Origin of the sequence: Paenibacillus sp. EKM211P (genome assembly GCF_011066175.1) — a bacterium.
Taxonomy (GTDB): domain Bacteria; phylum Bacillota; class Bacilli; order Paenibacillales; family Paenibacillaceae; genus Paenibacillus; species Paenibacillus polymyxa.
Map to the genome: position 1 here is coordinate 66,336 of NZ_JAAMNS010000010.1, position 16,675 is coordinate 83,010.

The 16,675-nt window shown below is 45.9% G+C and carries 14 protein-coding genes and 1 pseudogene; 8 read left to right on the plus strand and 7 right to left on the minus strand.

The genetic code is table 11. The annotated features are described in order from the left end of the window. Positions 1 to 50 precede the first annotated feature (50 nt). Positions 51 to 866, plus strand: coding sequence for an AraC family transcriptional regulator (locus G9G57_RS15340; RefSeq protein WP_058712353.1), 816 nt, complete (start codon positions 51 to 53; stop codon positions 864 to 866). A gap of 97 nt (positions 867 to 963) precedes the next feature. After that, a complete protein-coding gene (locus G9G57_RS15345; protein ID WP_164965162.1) occupies positions 964 to 1,818 on the plus strand; it encodes an SDR family oxidoreductase in 855 nt (284 codons plus the stop codon). 304 nt (positions 1,819 to 2,122) lie between these two features. Here G9G57_RS15345 and G9G57_RS15350 read toward each other — a convergent pair whose 3' ends face one another. Further along, positions 2,123 to 2,776, minus strand: a complete 654-nt coding sequence (locus G9G57_RS15350; protein WP_016818789.1) for a GntR family transcriptional regulator — start codon at positions 2,774 to 2,776, stop codon at positions 2,123 to 2,125. A gap of 159 nt (positions 2,777 to 2,935) precedes the next feature. Here G9G57_RS15350 and uxuA point away from each other — a divergent pair, with 159 nt between their 5' ends. Together uxuA and G9G57_RS15360 are read left to right on the plus strand one after the other, a co-directional pair. Next, positions 2,936 to 4,012, plus strand: a complete 1,077-nt coding sequence (gene uxuA, locus G9G57_RS15355; RefSeq protein WP_102998106.1) for a mannonate dehydratase — start codon at positions 2,936 to 2,938, stop codon at positions 4,010 to 4,012. Beyond that, positions 4,013 to 5,620 carry a mannitol dehydrogenase family protein gene (locus G9G57_RS15360; protein WP_164965163.1) on the plus strand — a complete coding sequence of 536 codons (1,608 nt, stop codon included), beginning with the start codon at positions 4,013 to 4,015 and terminating at the stop codon, positions 5,618 to 5,620. Positions 5,621 to 5,726: 106 nt separating this feature from the next. On the opposite strand, the gene G9G57_RS15365 is transcribed toward G9G57_RS15360, so the two are convergent. After that, positions 5,727 to 6,488 carry an SDR family oxidoreductase gene (locus G9G57_RS15365; RefSeq protein WP_164965164.1) on the minus strand — a complete coding sequence of 254 codons (762 nt, stop codon included), beginning with the start codon at positions 6,486 to 6,488 and terminating at the stop codon, positions 5,727 to 5,729. Between the two features lie 307 nt (positions 6,489 to 6,795). Here G9G57_RS15365 and G9G57_RS15370 point away from each other — a divergent pair, with 307 nt between their 5' ends. The 4 genes from G9G57_RS15370 to G9G57_RS15385 all read left to right on the plus strand — a co-directional run bounded on the left by G9G57_RS15370 (position 6,796) and on the right by G9G57_RS15385 (position 11,338). After that, a complete protein-coding gene (locus G9G57_RS15370) occupies positions 6,796 to 8,004 on the plus strand; it encodes an MFS transporter (protein WP_017426896.1) in 1,209 nt (402 codons plus the stop codon). 222 nt (positions 8,005 to 8,226) lie between these two features. Further along, complete coding sequence (locus G9G57_RS15375) at positions 8,227 to 9,495, plus strand: aspartate aminotransferase family protein (RefSeq protein WP_420540247.1); 1,269 nt, start codon at positions 8,227 to 8,229, stop codon at positions 9,493 to 9,495. Positions 9,496 to 9,529: 34 nt separating this feature from the next. Then, the gene (gene gutB1 / locus G9G57_RS15380) at positions 9,530 to 10,579 is read left to right on the plus strand and encodes a 2-amino-2-deoxy-D-mannitol dehydrogenase GutB1 (RefSeq protein WP_164965166.1); all 1,050 of its coding nucleotides are present in this window, start codon (positions 9,530 to 9,532) and stop codon (positions 10,577 to 10,579) included. 30 nt (positions 10,580 to 10,609) lie between these two features. After that, a complete protein-coding gene (locus G9G57_RS15385) occupies positions 10,610 to 11,338 on the plus strand; it encodes an HAD family hydrolase (protein WP_164965167.1) in 729 nt (242 codons plus the stop codon). Positions 11,339 to 11,774: 436 nt separating this feature from the next. Here G9G57_RS15385 and G9G57_RS15390 read toward each other — a convergent pair whose 3' ends face one another. From G9G57_RS15390 to G9G57_RS25645, 5 genes and pseudogenes are all read right to left on the minus strand, one after another. Beyond that, a complete protein-coding gene (locus G9G57_RS15390; protein ID WP_016818781.1) occupies positions 11,775 to 12,386 on the minus strand; it encodes a DUF1349 domain-containing protein in 612 nt (203 codons plus the stop codon). A 37-nt stretch (positions 12,387 to 12,423) separates the two neighbouring features. After that, positions 12,424 to 12,978, minus strand: coding sequence for a GNAT family N-acetyltransferase (locus G9G57_RS15395; protein WP_107735188.1), 555 nt, complete (start codon positions 12,976 to 12,978; stop codon positions 12,424 to 12,426). Between the two features lie 137 nt (positions 12,979 to 13,115). After that, positions 13,116 to 14,045, minus strand: coding sequence for a D-alanine--D-alanine ligase (locus G9G57_RS15400; protein WP_164965190.1), 930 nt, complete (start codon positions 14,043 to 14,045; stop codon positions 13,116 to 13,118). Positions 14,046 to 14,081: 36 nt separating this feature from the next. Continuing rightward, positions 14,082 to 15,593, minus strand: a complete 1,512-nt coding sequence (locus G9G57_RS15405; RefSeq protein ID WP_164965168.1) for an aminotransferase-like domain-containing protein — start codon at positions 15,591 to 15,593, stop codon at positions 14,082 to 14,084. Positions 15,594 to 15,733: 140 nt separating this feature from the next. Then, positions 15,734 to 16,525 (minus strand): annotated as a pseudogene (locus G9G57_RS25645) (NADH:flavin oxidoreductase); the annotation flags it as partial. Between the last annotated feature and the right edge of the window lie 150 nt (positions 16,526 to 16,675).

The following is a 16,675-nucleotide window of genomic DNA, read 5'->3' on the forward strand; positions in this document are numbered from 1 at the left end:
CCGAATTATCGATTTGTTATATTATATTGCTATAGGATGGAGGTTGAGCGATGATTGCTGATGTAAGTCATATGCATCCCCTATTTTCAATCGAGTATGTCGTCCATGATGCAGACCACAACATGACCAATTTTCATTATCACGATGCATATGAACTTTATTTTCTAGAAAAAGGGTACCATCAGATTTTGATCCAGGACTCCATCTATGACATTGAGCTGCATGATGTTGCACTGTTCAAACCAAATTTGTTCCATAGAAGCTACCAAAATCAAGGCTGTGCCAGAACATGTGTCTATTTCACGGAGCGTTTCTTGCGATTATATTTTACGGAGCGGGCGATAAAATCTTTATTAGGCTGCTTTAACACAGAAATCATCATCTCTTTGAACCAAGAAGTGTTTGCGAAAGTGAAAAGGCTATTGAAATCCCTGGAGAAAGAAAACGTCTCGGGTGAGAGTGATCGTATTTTTATACTTTTAGCTGAACTGTTATCACTATTAAATAATAATAAGGATTCCCAAACCGTGGAGCAGCAGTCTTCCAAGTATGCTAACTTTGGACCTATTCTGTCGTACATCAACCAAAACTATAACAAAATCACTAAAATCGAAGATATTGCAAAGTCGTTTTACATGTCCAAATATTATTTGTGTCATCGTTTTAAAGAAGTCACGGGACTTACGGTTATTCAATATTTAAATAATATTAAGATTCAACATGCTTGCAACTTGCTGATCAATACAAAGTTAACGATACTCGAGATTGGTAACGAATGTGGCTTCAACTCGTCCATGTATTTTTGTAAGATCTTTAAACAAACGATATTCATGACACCTAGCGAATTTAGAAAGAAAGCTAGATAAGATCATCTGTTATCGTTTTAGACTAAAATTCATGACAGCTTGTAGGACGCGTATAAGCATATACGGGCTTATCTTCCAACGAAAAGAGGAATGTAAATTGACTAGTCTTCCCCTGCATCCGGCTTTGTCCGGAAAAACAGTTGTGGTAACCGGCGGTTCCGGCGTGTTGTGCAGCTCCATGGCCAAGGAGCTTGCCCGCCAGGGTGCCAAGGTCGCCATTTTGAACCGTACTGCTGATAAGGGCGAATTGATAGCAAAGGAAATTTGTGAAAGCGGCGGAGAATCCATCGCGGTTGCCTGCGATGTGACCGATGTCGAAAGCGTGAAGCAGGCTGAGGAGACGGTCCGTCGTCTGCTCGGTCCGTGCAATATTCTGATCAATGGAGCAGGCGGCAACCACCCCAGTGCGAATACGAGTCTGGAGACATTTCATCCTGAAGATCTGAACCAGTCTGGAATCACTACCTTTTTTGATCTCAGTGTACCTGGCTTCCGCAATGTGCTTGATTTAAATTTTATCGGGACTTTAATCCCAACACAGGTTTTTTCCAAAGGCATGATCGGACGACCTGGCGCTGTGGTCCTTAACATATCCTCCATGAGCGCTCCCAGCCCAATGACCAAGGTTCCCGCTTACAGCGCTGCCAAAGCCGCCATCAACAACTTCACCCAGTGGCTGGCCGTACATCTAGCCGAATCTGGCATTCGGGTGAATGCCATTGCCCCCGGATTTTTCCTGACAGAGCAGAACCGACAATTGCTCACCAACGAGGACGGCTCGCTTACCGAGCGTTCGGCCAAGATTATTGCCCACACCCCTATGCGCCGTTTCGGTGAGCCTGAAGACCTCCTCGGAACGCTGCTTTGGCTGGCAGATGAAACCGCTTCCGGTTTTGTGACCGGTGCAGTCATTCCTATAGATGGTGGTTTTATGGCCTATTCGGGGGTATAGAATCTTCACTTTCCATCCCTTGCCCTTCTATTTACAATTACGAAGTGGCAAGGGGCTTAGTGTGTCAATAACGCTCTACTATGGTTTCAACTGAATCCGTTTACATAAGTCATGAGTCGAAGGAAGCATTGCTCAATTGGTCATGCTTTAATTTATCACATTCTCCTATGCATATATTCAAGCAGGATTACACTTGTCTTGTATACAAGATATCGAACCTCTATGAAAATCATTCAATTCCATCCACCGCTTGACGGCAAACAACTAGACTCACGAGCAAAAAAATGAATAACACAGACCAGCATTATTTCTTGATATAGTCAGCGAACTGCCGGAGGAATTCGAGAGAATGTATATCCTTTCGGAGATGATGGTGAACCAGATCATCCATTTTGCTTGTATCCTGATTCAACATATATTCAAGCATAGTTTGGTGCTCATGCCAGATTTCCATCAGCTTCCCTGCTTCCAGCATATGGAGCTTGCGATATCTGATATAGTGAACATTTGATTGCTGAATAAGCTGCCAAAGAAATTCTCGGCCCACCAATCGGAACATAGTATGGTGGAACTGATCGTCCAAAATGAGAAATTGATCCGTAGCATGATCGTCATCAATGACAGCCCTCTGCCTGTCCAAAATTTCGCTCAGCTTCTGTATATCGCTTAATGCAAATTGCGTAGAAAGCTCCTTCATAATCTCTTTTTCCACTGCGCTTCTCAAGTAGCTCATTTGTTCTACGGACTCCAGATCAATATAAGAGACAATGTTCCCCTTCTTGGGAAAAATATCAATATAAGACTCCAGCGCAAGCTGTTTCAACACGTCGCGCAGCGGAGTTCTGGACAACTGGAAGCGTTCTGACAAGGTCGTCTCGCTGAGCAGAGTCCCAGGCTTTAAGGTCAACGACAAAATATCATTTTTCAAAAGCTGCTTGATTTCTTCCTTTGTAAACATAACATTCCTGCCTTCACTTTATAAATCTAGTCTTATTATAAAGCATTTTGATGTGATAGACTCCTCAAAAATTGTCATTGACAAGGATAAACTTTGCATTTTATGATCAAGTCAATCTTGTATACAAGATTAAAAAAATCAATCAGGGAGGGTATCGTTATGAACATGACCTGGAGATGGTATGGGGAAGGCAATGACAATATTACACTGGATCATATCCGGCAAATTCCAGGAGTTATGGGCATTGTTTGGTCTTTACATGAAAAGATAGCCGGTGAAATATGGGAAATGGAGCGAATTCAGGAGGTAGCTGATCAGATTACAAGCAAGGGCTTTAGTACGGCAGTCGTAGAGAGTGTAAATGTCCACGATGATATCAAAATCGGCCTGCCATCCCGCGATCAATATATTGACATTTATATTGATACCATTCGCAAATTGGCCAAAGTGGGAGTCAAGGTGATTTGTTATAACTTTATGCCTATTTTTGACTGGACCAGAACGGAGCTTTATAAGGAACTGCCAGACGGGTCCAACGCCCTCTTTTATGAAAAGGCTGCCATTACCGATAACCCCCGTCAAATGGTGAATCGGATTCTCGAGGGAGCCGGAAAGTTCACCATGCCAGGCTGGGAACCGGAGCGGTTGGCGAGACTGGATGAACTGTTTGCTGCTTACGCAGATGTCACCGAAGACAAGCTGTTTGACAACCTAAAGTATTTTCTTGAGCGCATCATCCCGGTTTGCGAGGAGGTTGACATCAAGATGGCCATTCATCCTGATGATCCGGCATGGCCCATCTTCGGGCTGCCGAGAATTGTCCGAAGTCGTGAGACCATCCGGCGCATCCTGGATGCAGTGAACAGTCCATATAATGGTCTAACCTTCTGCACAGGCTCACTGGGGACTAACCCTGAGAATGATTTGCCAGCTATGATTCGGGAGTTCCATGATCGTATTCATTTTGCACATATTCGTAATGTCAAGGTGTTTGAGAATGGCGACTTTATTGAAGTGTCGCACCGTGGAAAAGACGGAAGCGTCGATATACCGGAAGTGGTTAGAGCTTATCACGAAAAAGGCTATCAGGGATATGTGCGCCCAGATCACGGTAGACATCTATGGGGAGAAGAAAAGAATTGTCGGCCAGGATACGGTTTGTATGACCGTGCACTGGGAGTTATGTACTTGCTGGGTGTCTGGGATAGTCTCGCTCAAAGCAAAGGAGTGAAATAGATGCTCCAGCTTGACCGGAAAGGTCTTTTAGATAAGGCGGCCTGGGAAGCAGTAGGCATCGAACTGCCGAAGTATGATCTGGAACTTGTAGCCCATAACACCCGAGTTAGACCGCAATGGGTGCATTTCGGAGCAGGCAATATTTTTCGGGGGTTCGTAGCCAATGCACAGCAACAACTGCTGAATAGTTTGAAAGCGGATACAGGTATAATTGCGGCCGAAACCTTTGATTTTGAAATGATTGACAAAGCCTACAAGCCTTACGACAATCTAACCTTACTGGTGTTAATGAGTGCAGACGGTAAATTTCACAAAAGTGTGGTCGCAAGCATCGTTGAGAGCCTTGCAACGGAGCAGAATCGTCCGGATGACTATCTCCGTCTGCTTGAAGTATTTGAAAATCCGACTCTGCAAATGGCCAGCTTCACTGTCACGGAAAAAGGATACGGCCTCACCGGGCCCGACGGTAAGTATCTGGCTGTTGTAGAGAGGGATTTAGCGAATGGTCCTGAACAGCCGGTGCATGTGATGAGCATAGCTACTTCGCTTGTCTATCAGCGTTACCTGAAGGGACAGCTTCCAATGACCTTTGTAAGCATGGATAATTGCTCCCATAACGGCGATCTGTTAAAGGATAGTATGATTACTATCGCCAAGGAGTGGACACGCAGAAGCCTGGTAGAGAAAGGATTTGTAGACTATCTGCAGAATGAGGAGAAAATAACCTTCCCGCTGACTATGATTGATAAAATCACCCCCCGCCCTTCCTTACAGGTACAGTCTGCTCTTCGGGAGCTGGGGTTGGCCGACATGGAGATGATCGTTACCACCAGGCATACGTATACGGCCGCCTTCGTCAATGCTGAGGTTAGCGAGTATTTGGTCATTGAAGACAAGTTTACAAACGGGAGACCTGCCCTAGAGGAAGCTGGCATCATCTTCACGGATCGGGATACGGTGGACAAAGTGGAGAAGATGAAAGTGACTACCTGTCTCAATCCGCTACATACAGCGCTGGCCCTCTCTGGGTGTCTACTCGGGTATCAACTCATTGCAGATGAAATGAAGGATCACACCTTGCGTCGTCTGGTGGAAACCATCGGCTACAAGGAAGGCTTGCCTGTTGTGGTTGATCCCGGAATTATCCAACCGAAAGCATTCATTGACGAGGTATTGCAGGAACGCTTCGCCAATCCCTATATTCCGGATGCACCACAACGGATTGCAACAGATACCTCTCAAAAGATGAGCATCCGTTTTGGGGAAACCATAAAGTCTTATGTTAGCACAGTAGGGCTTGATCCTGCCAACTTGACTGCTATTCCCTTGTCCATTGCGATTTGGTGTCGTTATTTGCTGGGGGTTGATGATCAAGGTGCTCCCTTCTCACTCAGTCCGGACCCGTTACTGGATACATTGCAGGGGTATTTGCAGAGTACGAAGCTAGGCGATCAGACCTCCGAAATTCGCTACCTCCTTGAGGATGAAAAACTGTTCGGCGTCCGATTATATGAGATTGGTCTGGGCGACAAGATTGAAGCCATGTTTCATGAAATGCTATCAGGTCCCGGAGCAGTCCGAAGCACCATAGAGAAGTATGTGAACTAGAACTTACATTAAACAATCCCCCTGCCACGAAACTTTGGTCAGGGGGATTTGTAATTCTCATGTTTGTTAGCTTGTTGTCAACAGTAGAACCGGGCCACAACTCTGATTAGAATCCTGCCGTCCAACCCGCATCAGCAGCAATAACTGCCCCATTCACAAAGCTCGACTCGTCTGAAGCCAAGAAAAGGGCTATTTTCGCGATTTCTTCAGCCTGCCCTACACGAGGAATTACGCCTTGCGTGACCTTCGTTCGAGATGCGCCAAACTCATTCAAGTTATGAATCGTTGAAGTAATGTTGGTAGCTGTTGCACCTGGCGCAATGGCATTGCATCGAATGCCTTTTTGAGCATACATAAATCCCGTGTTTTTCGTAATACCGACTACCGCATGCTTTGAGGCGGTATAGGCAGCGCCTGCATGCGCACCACTGAAGCCACCCGTAGATGCCATATTTATAATTACTCCATTTCCTTTATCCAGGAAGATCGGGATTACTTTGCGAATCGCACGCATAACGCTTTTTGTATTAATATCGAATATCAAATCCCATGTCTCGTCGTCCACATCCCCTACTGGCGCCATGTTATCCATAACGCCCGCATTGTTAACCAAAATGTCGAGAGTTCCGAATTCATTAACAGCTGTATCGATCAAAGCATGTATATCATTCAAATCAGCAACATTGGTTTTTATTGCGATGGCGTTTCCTCCAGCTGATTTAATTCCTGCTGCAACCGCTTCTGCTCCTTCAATGTTCAGGTCTGAAAGAACAACACTTGCCCCTTCTTTTGCAAATAATTCTGCAATCGCTTTCCCCATTCCTGATGCTGAGCCTGTAACGACCGCAACTTTTCCTCCCAAACGCATGAAAGATCCCTCCAATGTTTTTTAATCAACCGTTCATTTGAAGTATGGATCAACTTCTAAATCAAAGTCAATTGTACGAAAGTACAGGCGAATAATCTATCTTTCATACCATAACCCTGATAGTCCCCTTGTAAGATAAAACTGATGTGTATCACGTTGATAAGGAGCAGGATGCATATTATTAAGAGTTTATCGATTTATTTTTACAATTTCTGTGGAATTATATATATACTTTTCCAGAGTAATGGTATATTCTAGTAAAAACAATGCTCATATAAAAAAATATGACCTTATGGAGGGACAGGCCTTGAAGAGACTTTTCGCTTTAAGTTGTGCTTTCTATCTATTAATCGGCGTCACCAGCGTGGTGCTTGGGGCATTACTGCCGACTTTTCTGCCTCACTATGGACGGGGGTACAGCGATGGTGGATTACTGCTGTTCTTGCAGTTTTTCGGCTTTCTTGTCGGTGTTCTGCTCACTCCCTTCATGGCTCTACATATGGGCCGCAAGTCCATGCTTGCTATTGCCTTGGGGAGTATTGTCGTCTCATGTACTATCTTGGGCCTACTTCCCTCTTGGAATTGGGTCATTGTAATGGCCATATGGATTGGCTTCGGCTCAGGCATTATTGAATCATCCATCGGAGCGTTCACCATTGAGTTTACGGAGGAGCAAAAAGCCGTAGCGATGTCCAAGCTGGATGTCTATTTTGCACTTGGTGCACTGCTTATGCCTGCGATCGTTAGCCTGTATATCTGGTTTGGAATTTGGAATCTAACCTTTTACACCATCTCCTTTCTCACTTTTATCCTATTGCTATTTTGGCTTACCATGCCTGTTTCCGCCTCCACTCACCTCACTCAAGCAGACATCCGCACTACTGAGCGTTCAGTTGAACAAGCCCGTTACTCAGGACAGCACCGTGTATTGCTAGGAATCTTCATTATTTTCTTCTTTGTTTATATGGGTCTTGAACTTGGACTCATGAACTTCCTACCTTCTATTCTGACCGAAACGCTACAACTTCAGGGATCTGTTGCCTCGCTAGGTGTCAGCGTGCTTTGGATTGCAATGATCATTGGTCGTATGTTCTCAGGAAGGATTGCAGAATCAGCAGGATATATTCCTTATCTGCTATGGAGTGCAATTGGAACTTTCTGTTTCTTAGTCGCTATGGTGTTTATATCCAGCCAATGGGCTACATACCTTCTAATTTTTGGTGCAGGGATATTCATGTCTGGACTCTTCTGTATCGCACTTGTCTACGCCAACGTACTGATTCCTGGAATGACGGAGCGGACGACCAGTATTCTGATTGCTTCAGGCGGAATTGGCGGCTCAGTGCTTCAATACGTAATAGGCTGGAGCATGAGCGAATGGCCAGTGACCGCTAGCCTCTGGATCTTAGGAGGATTTACTTTGATTTTGCTGCTGGCACTTATTCTCACACATCTGTGGAATAATCGGGGCAGCCGAGTAATTGACTCCCTTGTCCATCAGGGCAAGGAAGGATGATATTGTTTTAGTCCTTAGGGGAGGTGAGGCCTATCGCGTTTTTGCTTTTCGGGCAGATTCTGTTGCTGCGGTTATCTCTCATATCTGTGAAATCGCAGGAACAGTCAAATTGTGGCTTCTTTGTCCATTAGGACATGGAAGGTGATTTTCTTATTTTGGGGAGGTGAGTTCAGCCTCGTTATGCTGATTGGGCGTTACTCTTTTTAAGGATGACTTAATGAAATGTATATTCTGATATGGAGGGGAAATATCGTGCATACCTTGACCAAAGAACGTTTCAGATACGGAAAAGGCATTACTTTGATTGACGATTCAGGTAAGGAGTATTTGGATGGCGTATCTGGCACCTTCAATCTGTCGCTCGGTTATAATCACCCTCATGTCGTCACCAAAGTACAGGAGCAAGTCGCCAATCTTGCCCACATGTCTTCATCCTTTACCGAGCCTTACGTTGAAGAAGTCCTAGACCATCTAATCCAATATGCCCCGAACGGCATCGATGCCGGGTGGATGAGAGATATTACCGGCTCCACGGCGAATGAATGTGCTGTGAAACTGGCCCAGAAATATACCGGAGCAACTGATATCATCAGCCTGCATCTGTCACATCATGGACAGACCCAGTTCGCAACAGGCATTTCCGGTAATGCCTTTCGCCGCAAGAATTTTCCCAATTCAACTGCGGCATATTCTCTGCATGTGCCTGCCCCCTACTGCTATCGTTGTCCCTTTAATTCTTCACCAGACAAGTGTGGTCATCACTGTATTGAAGCCATATCGGACGCCATTGAATATGCAAGCTCAGGCTCTGTGGCCTGCATGATTATTGAACCCATTCTGGGCAACGGAGGTAATATCATCCCGCCTGCAGGATATTTCAAGCGTCTCCGTCAGTTATGCGACGAGCATGGGATGATTCTGATTGCTGACGAAGTGCAGACTGGGATTGGGCGGACAGGCTACATGTTCGCAAGTGAGCTGTTTGACATCCAACCGGATATTATTACTCTTGCCAAGGGTCTGGGCGGGATTGGTGTCCCGGTTGCGGCGGTCTTGATGCAGTCTCGTCTCGATGTCCTGGAGAAGCACGAGCATTCCTTTACCTCGGGCAGCAATCTGATCTCGGTCACGGCAGCCAAATCCACGCTGGAGGTTGTAAGCGAACCCGGTTTTCTGGAAGCCGTCCGGTCCAAAGGAAACCTGCTCGGATCCCTGCTGACCGAGATGGCCGATAAGCATGATTGCATTGGTGAGGCTCGTGGCGTCGGACTGATGTGGGGACTGGAAATTGTAGACGAGGATGATGGCCCGGATGCAGTGAAAAGCAATGGAATTATCGATCGTGCATTTGAGGAACAACAATTAATCCTCAGAGGTTCCCGTTACGGTTATGGCAACGTGGTCAAAGTGAGACCTTCCCTCACGGCTACAGAAGATGAGATTGTCGAAATTGTTAAACGGCTTGACACCGTTCTTGCTACCCTTCACTAACGATCTGCCCAATAGGCCAAAGGAGGAATTATTCATGCTTGCACTGGTATACAAATCAGCTTGGGATGTCGCACTTGAGGAAAGACCTATCCCGGAGATTAAAAAAGATAACGATGTACTCGTCCGGGTTCGGGCGACAGGCGTATGCGGTACGGATCTAGGCATCATTAGTGGCAAATATCATGCCGTGCCGTCCACGATCCTGGGCCACGAATCAGCGGGGGATGTGATCGCTGTAGGATCAGCCGTCAGTTCACTACAGCCTGGAGACCGGGTGGTAATTGATCCAACATACTACTGCGGGCAATGCGAAATGTGCCGGACAGGAAGACAGAATCATTGCACACACAAATCCGTAACAGAGACCGGAGTCAGCGCCGACGGTACGTTCACCGATTATTATGTGACTGAGGACCGTTTTTTGTACAAGCTGAAGGACCATATCAGCTACGAAGAAGCGACGCTGACCGAACCGCTGAGCTGTATGCTGACCGGAATCAACCAGATTAACCTGCTGCCTAACTTCACAACCGTTATTATAGGTGCGGGTCCGATCGGGATTCTGTACAGCTATGCTCTTGCTTCGAAAGGCGTAACTGGTTGCCTTGTTGACATCTCGGAGGAACGGCTCGCCATAGCGGATTCTATTGCCCCCGAACGGTGGTCCGCGCACGCCACACTGGAATCGGCCATTCATAAGCTGGCTCCGTTAAAAAATCAGGTGGACATGATTGTGGACACCACAGGAGTGGTCGGCACTGAGGTACTAAGCCAGCTTGCGAGCGGCGGGTATTTGATGCTGGTGGGGCTGAGAGATGGGATAAGCTCGTTTAATCCGAAAGAGGTAGTTGACCGTAGCCTTAAAATCATCGGCTCCATTGATTCTCTGGGCACGTTCTCCACGGCACATTACCTGATTGAGCAGCAAATCATTCCCGCCAAAAAAATCATTACCCACTCGTATCCGCTGGACGACTACCATGAAGCCTTCAAGACGCTTGGATGCAATATCAGCGAGCGGACACTTCAGCCTTCGTCTCAGGCGATCAAGATTGTGCTGCAATCGAATGGCTCCAGCAACTAAATTTGGCTACTAACAAGGAGGAGAATGGACATGACGAGCATTCATCATGTTACACAGACGAATAATGAATGCACAGGAGACCCATCAGCGTCCGTTCCGGTCAAAGCGGTCATCTTCGACATGGACGGGGTGTTGGTAGACAGCGAACCGATTTATTTTGAAGTTGAACGCAGCTCCTTTGCCCATTTCGGTGCACCCATGACGGAAGAAGAGCACCATACCTATGTCGGAGTGACACTCGAATCCATGTGGCGTCAAGTGCTGGACAGGCATCAACTCACTCATACATTGGAAGAGGCGCTTGCCTATCACCGAAAAAATGTGATGCAGACCATAACAGCACACGAGGGCCTGGTGGCGATCAACGGACTGGAACGGTGGCTGGACTGGCTACGGGAAAAAGGAATTCCGGTTGCAGTAGCCTCTTCCTCTCCACGGTCGTTGATTGATCTCATTATGGAAAAAACGGGACTGGGCCGTTACTTTGATATTCGAATCACCGGAGAAGAAGTATCCCAGGGTAAGCCGGCTCCGGACATCTTCCTATATGCCGCCGAACTGCTAGGTATAGCACCGGCCCATTGTATTGTTATTGAAGATTCGCGGAACGGTGTTCATGCAGCCAAGAGTGCGGGTATGCGCTGCATCGGTTTGCACAACCCAGGCTCGGGCCAGCAGGATTTGTCCAAGGCAGATCACAATATTTTCAGCTATGATGATCTGTGGACGCTTAAAGAGAGCTTGCCATTCGGGGAATAGTTGCCTGCCAAGAGAAGGACCGTAAGATGCTGGAAGGCATATCTCCTCTATAAATATATTAAACCGCATAACCTTTAAAATGGATGAGGACATATATAAATATGCCCCATAGAGTACACAGTTGAGTATGTTAACCTACCCTGTGTGTAATCTATGGGGTATGCTTTACATCAAATATTTTTCAACCTCATGTCTGTTACGGAAAAACTAAGCTTAGGATGACGTAATCGGAATTTTTATAGTATGTATTTTATTGTGTCAAGTAGCAACTTTCCGCTTTGGCCATCCTCATCAGTCCCGGCTTCCACACCAAAATACACATCTTCCCTTTTGGGTCCATTAAAAAATATTTTATTATGAGACGCCTACACTTAATCATTACTTTATGTGTATATAAGCTAGTTTATAGTATCTCATATTGCTGTGCAGTCGTTTTTCAATGATGTTCTACTGGAGGATCACTGTGAAGGTCTTGATCCCGCTCTGTAAAGTTCCAGCGAGTAAAGGTAACCTCAAAACCCTCTCGGGTTGGCGAACAGGTATAAGGACCGGCCTGATTTCCGGTGGTGTAGGGAAAACGCGCCACACGTATCGTTCGCCATCCGTGCTGCTCCGTCCTTGCGCGAATAATTACAGCATCCTTGATGATGGAAGCGCGCAGGGTGACTTCTTCACCGACCCACTCTGGCACAGCCGCAAGCGACCAGTCAGAATATCCAGCGGTTACGACTGTGGAAAGCTGAGGAATGCCGTCATTGATTTCTATCCCCGCTTTAATCCATTGCTCCGGGCCATGGTATAACAAAATACCTGCCTGATCGTAAAGCTCCGTAAATGATGCGAGTTGAAACGACACTTCCACCGCCGTGTTATGATTCCAATCCGATAATAGAGCGGACCCATCCTCAAATTCAAAACCATATAAAGTCTTTTTCCAGAAGTCTCTTCCCTTTTCAGGCGCAACCTTAAGAAAATCTCCTTCTTTCCGGGCATATAGAGGTGAATTGATCCAATTCCCTTCCTCCCATTCCATTCTCTTTTTAGTCATCTTTTTGTCCTCCTTTGTTCAATAAAGGTGTGTCGTTCTAAGCAAACATTAGATACCAATAGACCGCCAACTCGTCACTTTCTCTATTTAGGCCTTTGTAGATGTAGGAGTCGAATCCACCGATCATAAAACCGCAGCTTTCATAGAATTTACATGCGCGAACATTATTGCTTTGTGTCTCCAGCATGATCCCTGGCATTCCGCCATCTTTCGCCCAGCGTTTAGCCTGTTCGATTAGTTTCTTACCGATACCGAGGCTTCTAAATTGCTTGTCGACTTTGATATCTTCCACATATGCATATTTGTTCCAATTTCTTTTCAGAACAATTTGACCTACAACTTGATTATTTACGAGCGCTAAATATATGATTTGATCGGGATTGCTGATATAGTTCGAATAATCCTCAACTGTATCTTCCTCAAGCTGATCATCATCGTAGCTTTTTTTGCTAATAGGCCTCTCCTTCACCGTATATTCGATTTGCTGTCCCGTTAATTGTAAGACAAGGGTAGAATCCACGATAAAGCTACCATCAATGTTAGTACCACACTCACCGTCCTCAGCCTTCAGTTCTCTGATAAAAATATCCATTTTCACCTCCCCCATCTTGAAGCAAAATCAAATTGCATTAATGCTGCACATTCTTCAAATCCACATCAGTTTAACGCTGTTCCGTTCTAACCATTATAACAAAGTTTCGCCATTTTCTGTATAATCCATCAAACATATTAAACCTTCTCCCATTCCCGATTCCGCTCATAAAGTGAGCTAGTAATAATATGGTCCAGCAGCTGCGTAAAGGTTATGCCTGCTGCAGCTGCACTCTTCGGAAGCAGGCTGTTAGCAGTCATTCCGGGTAAGGTGTTTACCTCCAGTACATAAGGTATATCCTGACACAAAATCATATCGACCCTTGCATACACCTTGCACTGCAGCAGCCGATAGCTGACAAGTGCCGTCTCGCGCACACGCTGCTCAATAACGGGAGGAAGCTGGATTACCTTCTCCTCAGCGCCGCCGATCTCATATTTCGCTTTATAGTCAAACCATTCGGAATGAGCGGAGCGAATTCCGATGATTGGTAATACCTCGCCATCCACAATTGAGCAGGTAAGCTCCGTCCCTTGAATAAAAGGCTCAACTAAAAGCGTCTGATCCAAACCGCAAGCCTCCTGAATAGCCGAGTGAAGCTCCATCTCATTATGCACAAGCTGGATGCCGATGCTGGATCCTCCCATATTCGGCTTCACAATAACGGGGTAGCCCAACTGCTCTACCGCTTGCTGATCATAATCGCCCCTTCCCTGCCAGCAGAGGCCTGCAGGCGTATGCACCCCTGCCGACTTCAGCAGCATCTTGGACAGCTGCTTATTCATACACAGGCTGCTTGCCAGAACACCGCTCCCTGTATAGGGAATGCCCAGTGTTTCCAGCGCTCCCTGCACCGTGCCGTCTTCGCCATATTGACCATGCAGCGCCAACAACGCAAAATCGATGTCTGTTTGCTGAACCTGTTCGATTAAATCTGCTGGCTGATCGATCACAATTGGAACCACCTCATAGCGGCTGCGATCCAAATGATTCAGCATCTCTTGACCTGTCTGCAGAGAAACCTCACGCTCAGTGGAAGTACCCCCCATAATAACGCCAATCTTCATCATGACACCCCATTTTCTTAAAAAATCATAGTGCAGTTACGGATTGTTCTTATGACCACATGCCTTATGAAAGTTACGCACCTGTTGGCCTATAATCTGAATACCCCGCTCGATCTGTTCATCCGTTACTCGGGAAAAGCCAAGCCGCAAAGTATTCGTCCCTTCACCTTCATGTATAAAAAACTTGTCTCCAGGTGTATATATAACACCTTGATCTATGCATGCTTCAAGCAACTGGCGCGTATTTACACCTGCCGGGAAGGTAAGAAACACATGCAAGCCCCCATCGCCAGATAGTTGCGCCTCAGAGAGATGGGTATCACAGCATGCCTTCGTAAGCTCGTATTTGCGCTTATATTCCATACGTGCTCTTTTTACATATTTCTCAAAATTTCCATTGAGCAAATATTGATATAATATCGATTGGTCGATTGTTGAGGTATGAATGGTGCGCGCACGCTTAATGCTTTCCAGAGTGTCAATCAGCGCTCGATCTCCAAGCACCCAGCCTACTCGCAAGCCAGGAAACAGCACCTTGGAGAAGCTGCCAATATAGATGACTCCGTTCCCTCGCCCTGCTGTTGCTATTAATGGAGCAATATGCGCTCCTGAATAGCGCAGCTCCTCATTAAAACCATCCTCAATCACCGGAATCTGATAGCGCATCATTAAATTCATTACAGCGCTGCGCTTTGCCGGCGACATGACAATGCCTGTAGGATTGTGATAGGAAGGAGTCAAATAGGCGAGATCGAAGCTATTTGTCTGCTTCTGCAATACCGCTTCAAGCTGCTCCACATTAATACCATCCCGCTCCATTGGAATGCCGGTAATCTCAAAGCCTTGTAGCTTTAAATTTTTGATCGCTGTGTGATGGGTCGGATTTTCACAAATTACTGTACCGCGGCGCGCTGAAGGGCGAAGTGCCGACAGCACAATATCGAAGCCTTCTGTAAACCCGCTTGTAATCAGTAGATCCTTGCCGCTTATATCGACGCCCTTATTCTCCATATATCTCATCAGGTAATCGATCAGTGGTTTGTAACCCTTGGCATAGCCGTAGTTGAGCAGCACCTGCCCTTCGATTGCCATCCGATCCATAAAGGCTCGCCTTACATCTCCCAGATCAAACAGCTGCTCATCCGGTGCGATGCTTGTAAACGAGATGATTCCTCTTGGGGCGCGAATGCCCTGCTTCATCATATCAAGCTCTGCAGCCGATACAGCGTACTTGCTCATTCTTGTCTTCCAATCAATCTGCCAGGCGAAGGAGGCGTCAGACCCTCCGTTATCCACAGCCAAACGGCCCACCATAGCGGCCACATAGCTGCCTCTACTCGGTATCGTATACGTAAATCCATCGTCCTCCAGACCTTCATAGGCTGCAATAACTGTATTGCGACTCACCTTGAGCACACTGCTCATTTCTCGTGTGGAGGGTAGCTTCTGATCCTTATGAAACGTCCCTTTTATAATTAAACGTTTAATATATTCTTTTACTTGTATCGCGACCGGACGGTCACCAACAAGCTTAAAATCTTGGAACATGGTTCATCACCCTCCATCTACAATGATGGCACAGGTAACAAAAGAAAAAAAGAACCACCGCCCGGACTTTTCATCCTTCGATGGTTCCTTCGATTTTATTCCAGCACATCCGCATCATAACCGTGCCCCCAGATGGTTGTTTACCCAAAGATTATCTTTTGACTAATCTCGAAATCCTTAATGGTTGCATCCGGTCTTAAAACTTTATTTTGATCCAGCTCAGATAACGGACCACCATTTCTAACCTTCTTTATCCAATCATGATTTGCAAGTGCCCCTTTCCCTATAGTCTAACCCTGCTTGCCTTAATTGCATGAAAATAACTTCGGCCTCATCCTCTTTTCCTGACCATTTATGCTGATAATCATTAACCTTAGCCTGGGAAATTCGAATGCCTACTGTAAAATCGGGACCAACGGCTTGGCGAATTGCAGTAGCCACTTCAACCAAGAGTCGTATCCGGTTTTCAATGGATCCACCGTATTCATCTGTTCGACGATTCGTATAGTCCCTAAGGAACTAATCAAGCAAATAACCATTTGCTCCATGGATCTCCACGCCATCAAATCCTACGCTCTTCGCACGAACGGCTGAAGCAACAAATCCACGGATGACTTCCTCAATATCTTCTTTCGTTGCAGCGATCGGAGTAGAAAACGATTCAGCACCACCATAAAAAGCTAGAGGTTCACCCTTTGGAAGCACTTCTGACGGAGCTAGATTTTGGGACTTGAATCGATTTCCTTGTGATAAGGCTCCTGCATGCTCAAGCTGCACAACAATAGAAGAGCCTGCTGTATGAACAGCATCCACCACTTTTTCCAAGATGTGGTTTGCTCCTCATTCACTAAACTAGGCTGATTAAAATAACACTGGCTATACAATTCGTCTGTATATGTTCCTTCTGTTATGATTAGACCAAAGCCCCCTCTTAAACAATTTATTTAGTACCCCAATTCACATCCACCTCTAACATTAGATTCATTCGTAACACATTCAATACTTGATTTATGATCATCGAACAAGTACATTATTAACCGGTAAAATTGATGTTATCGAACGATTAATTCAACAAAATTGAA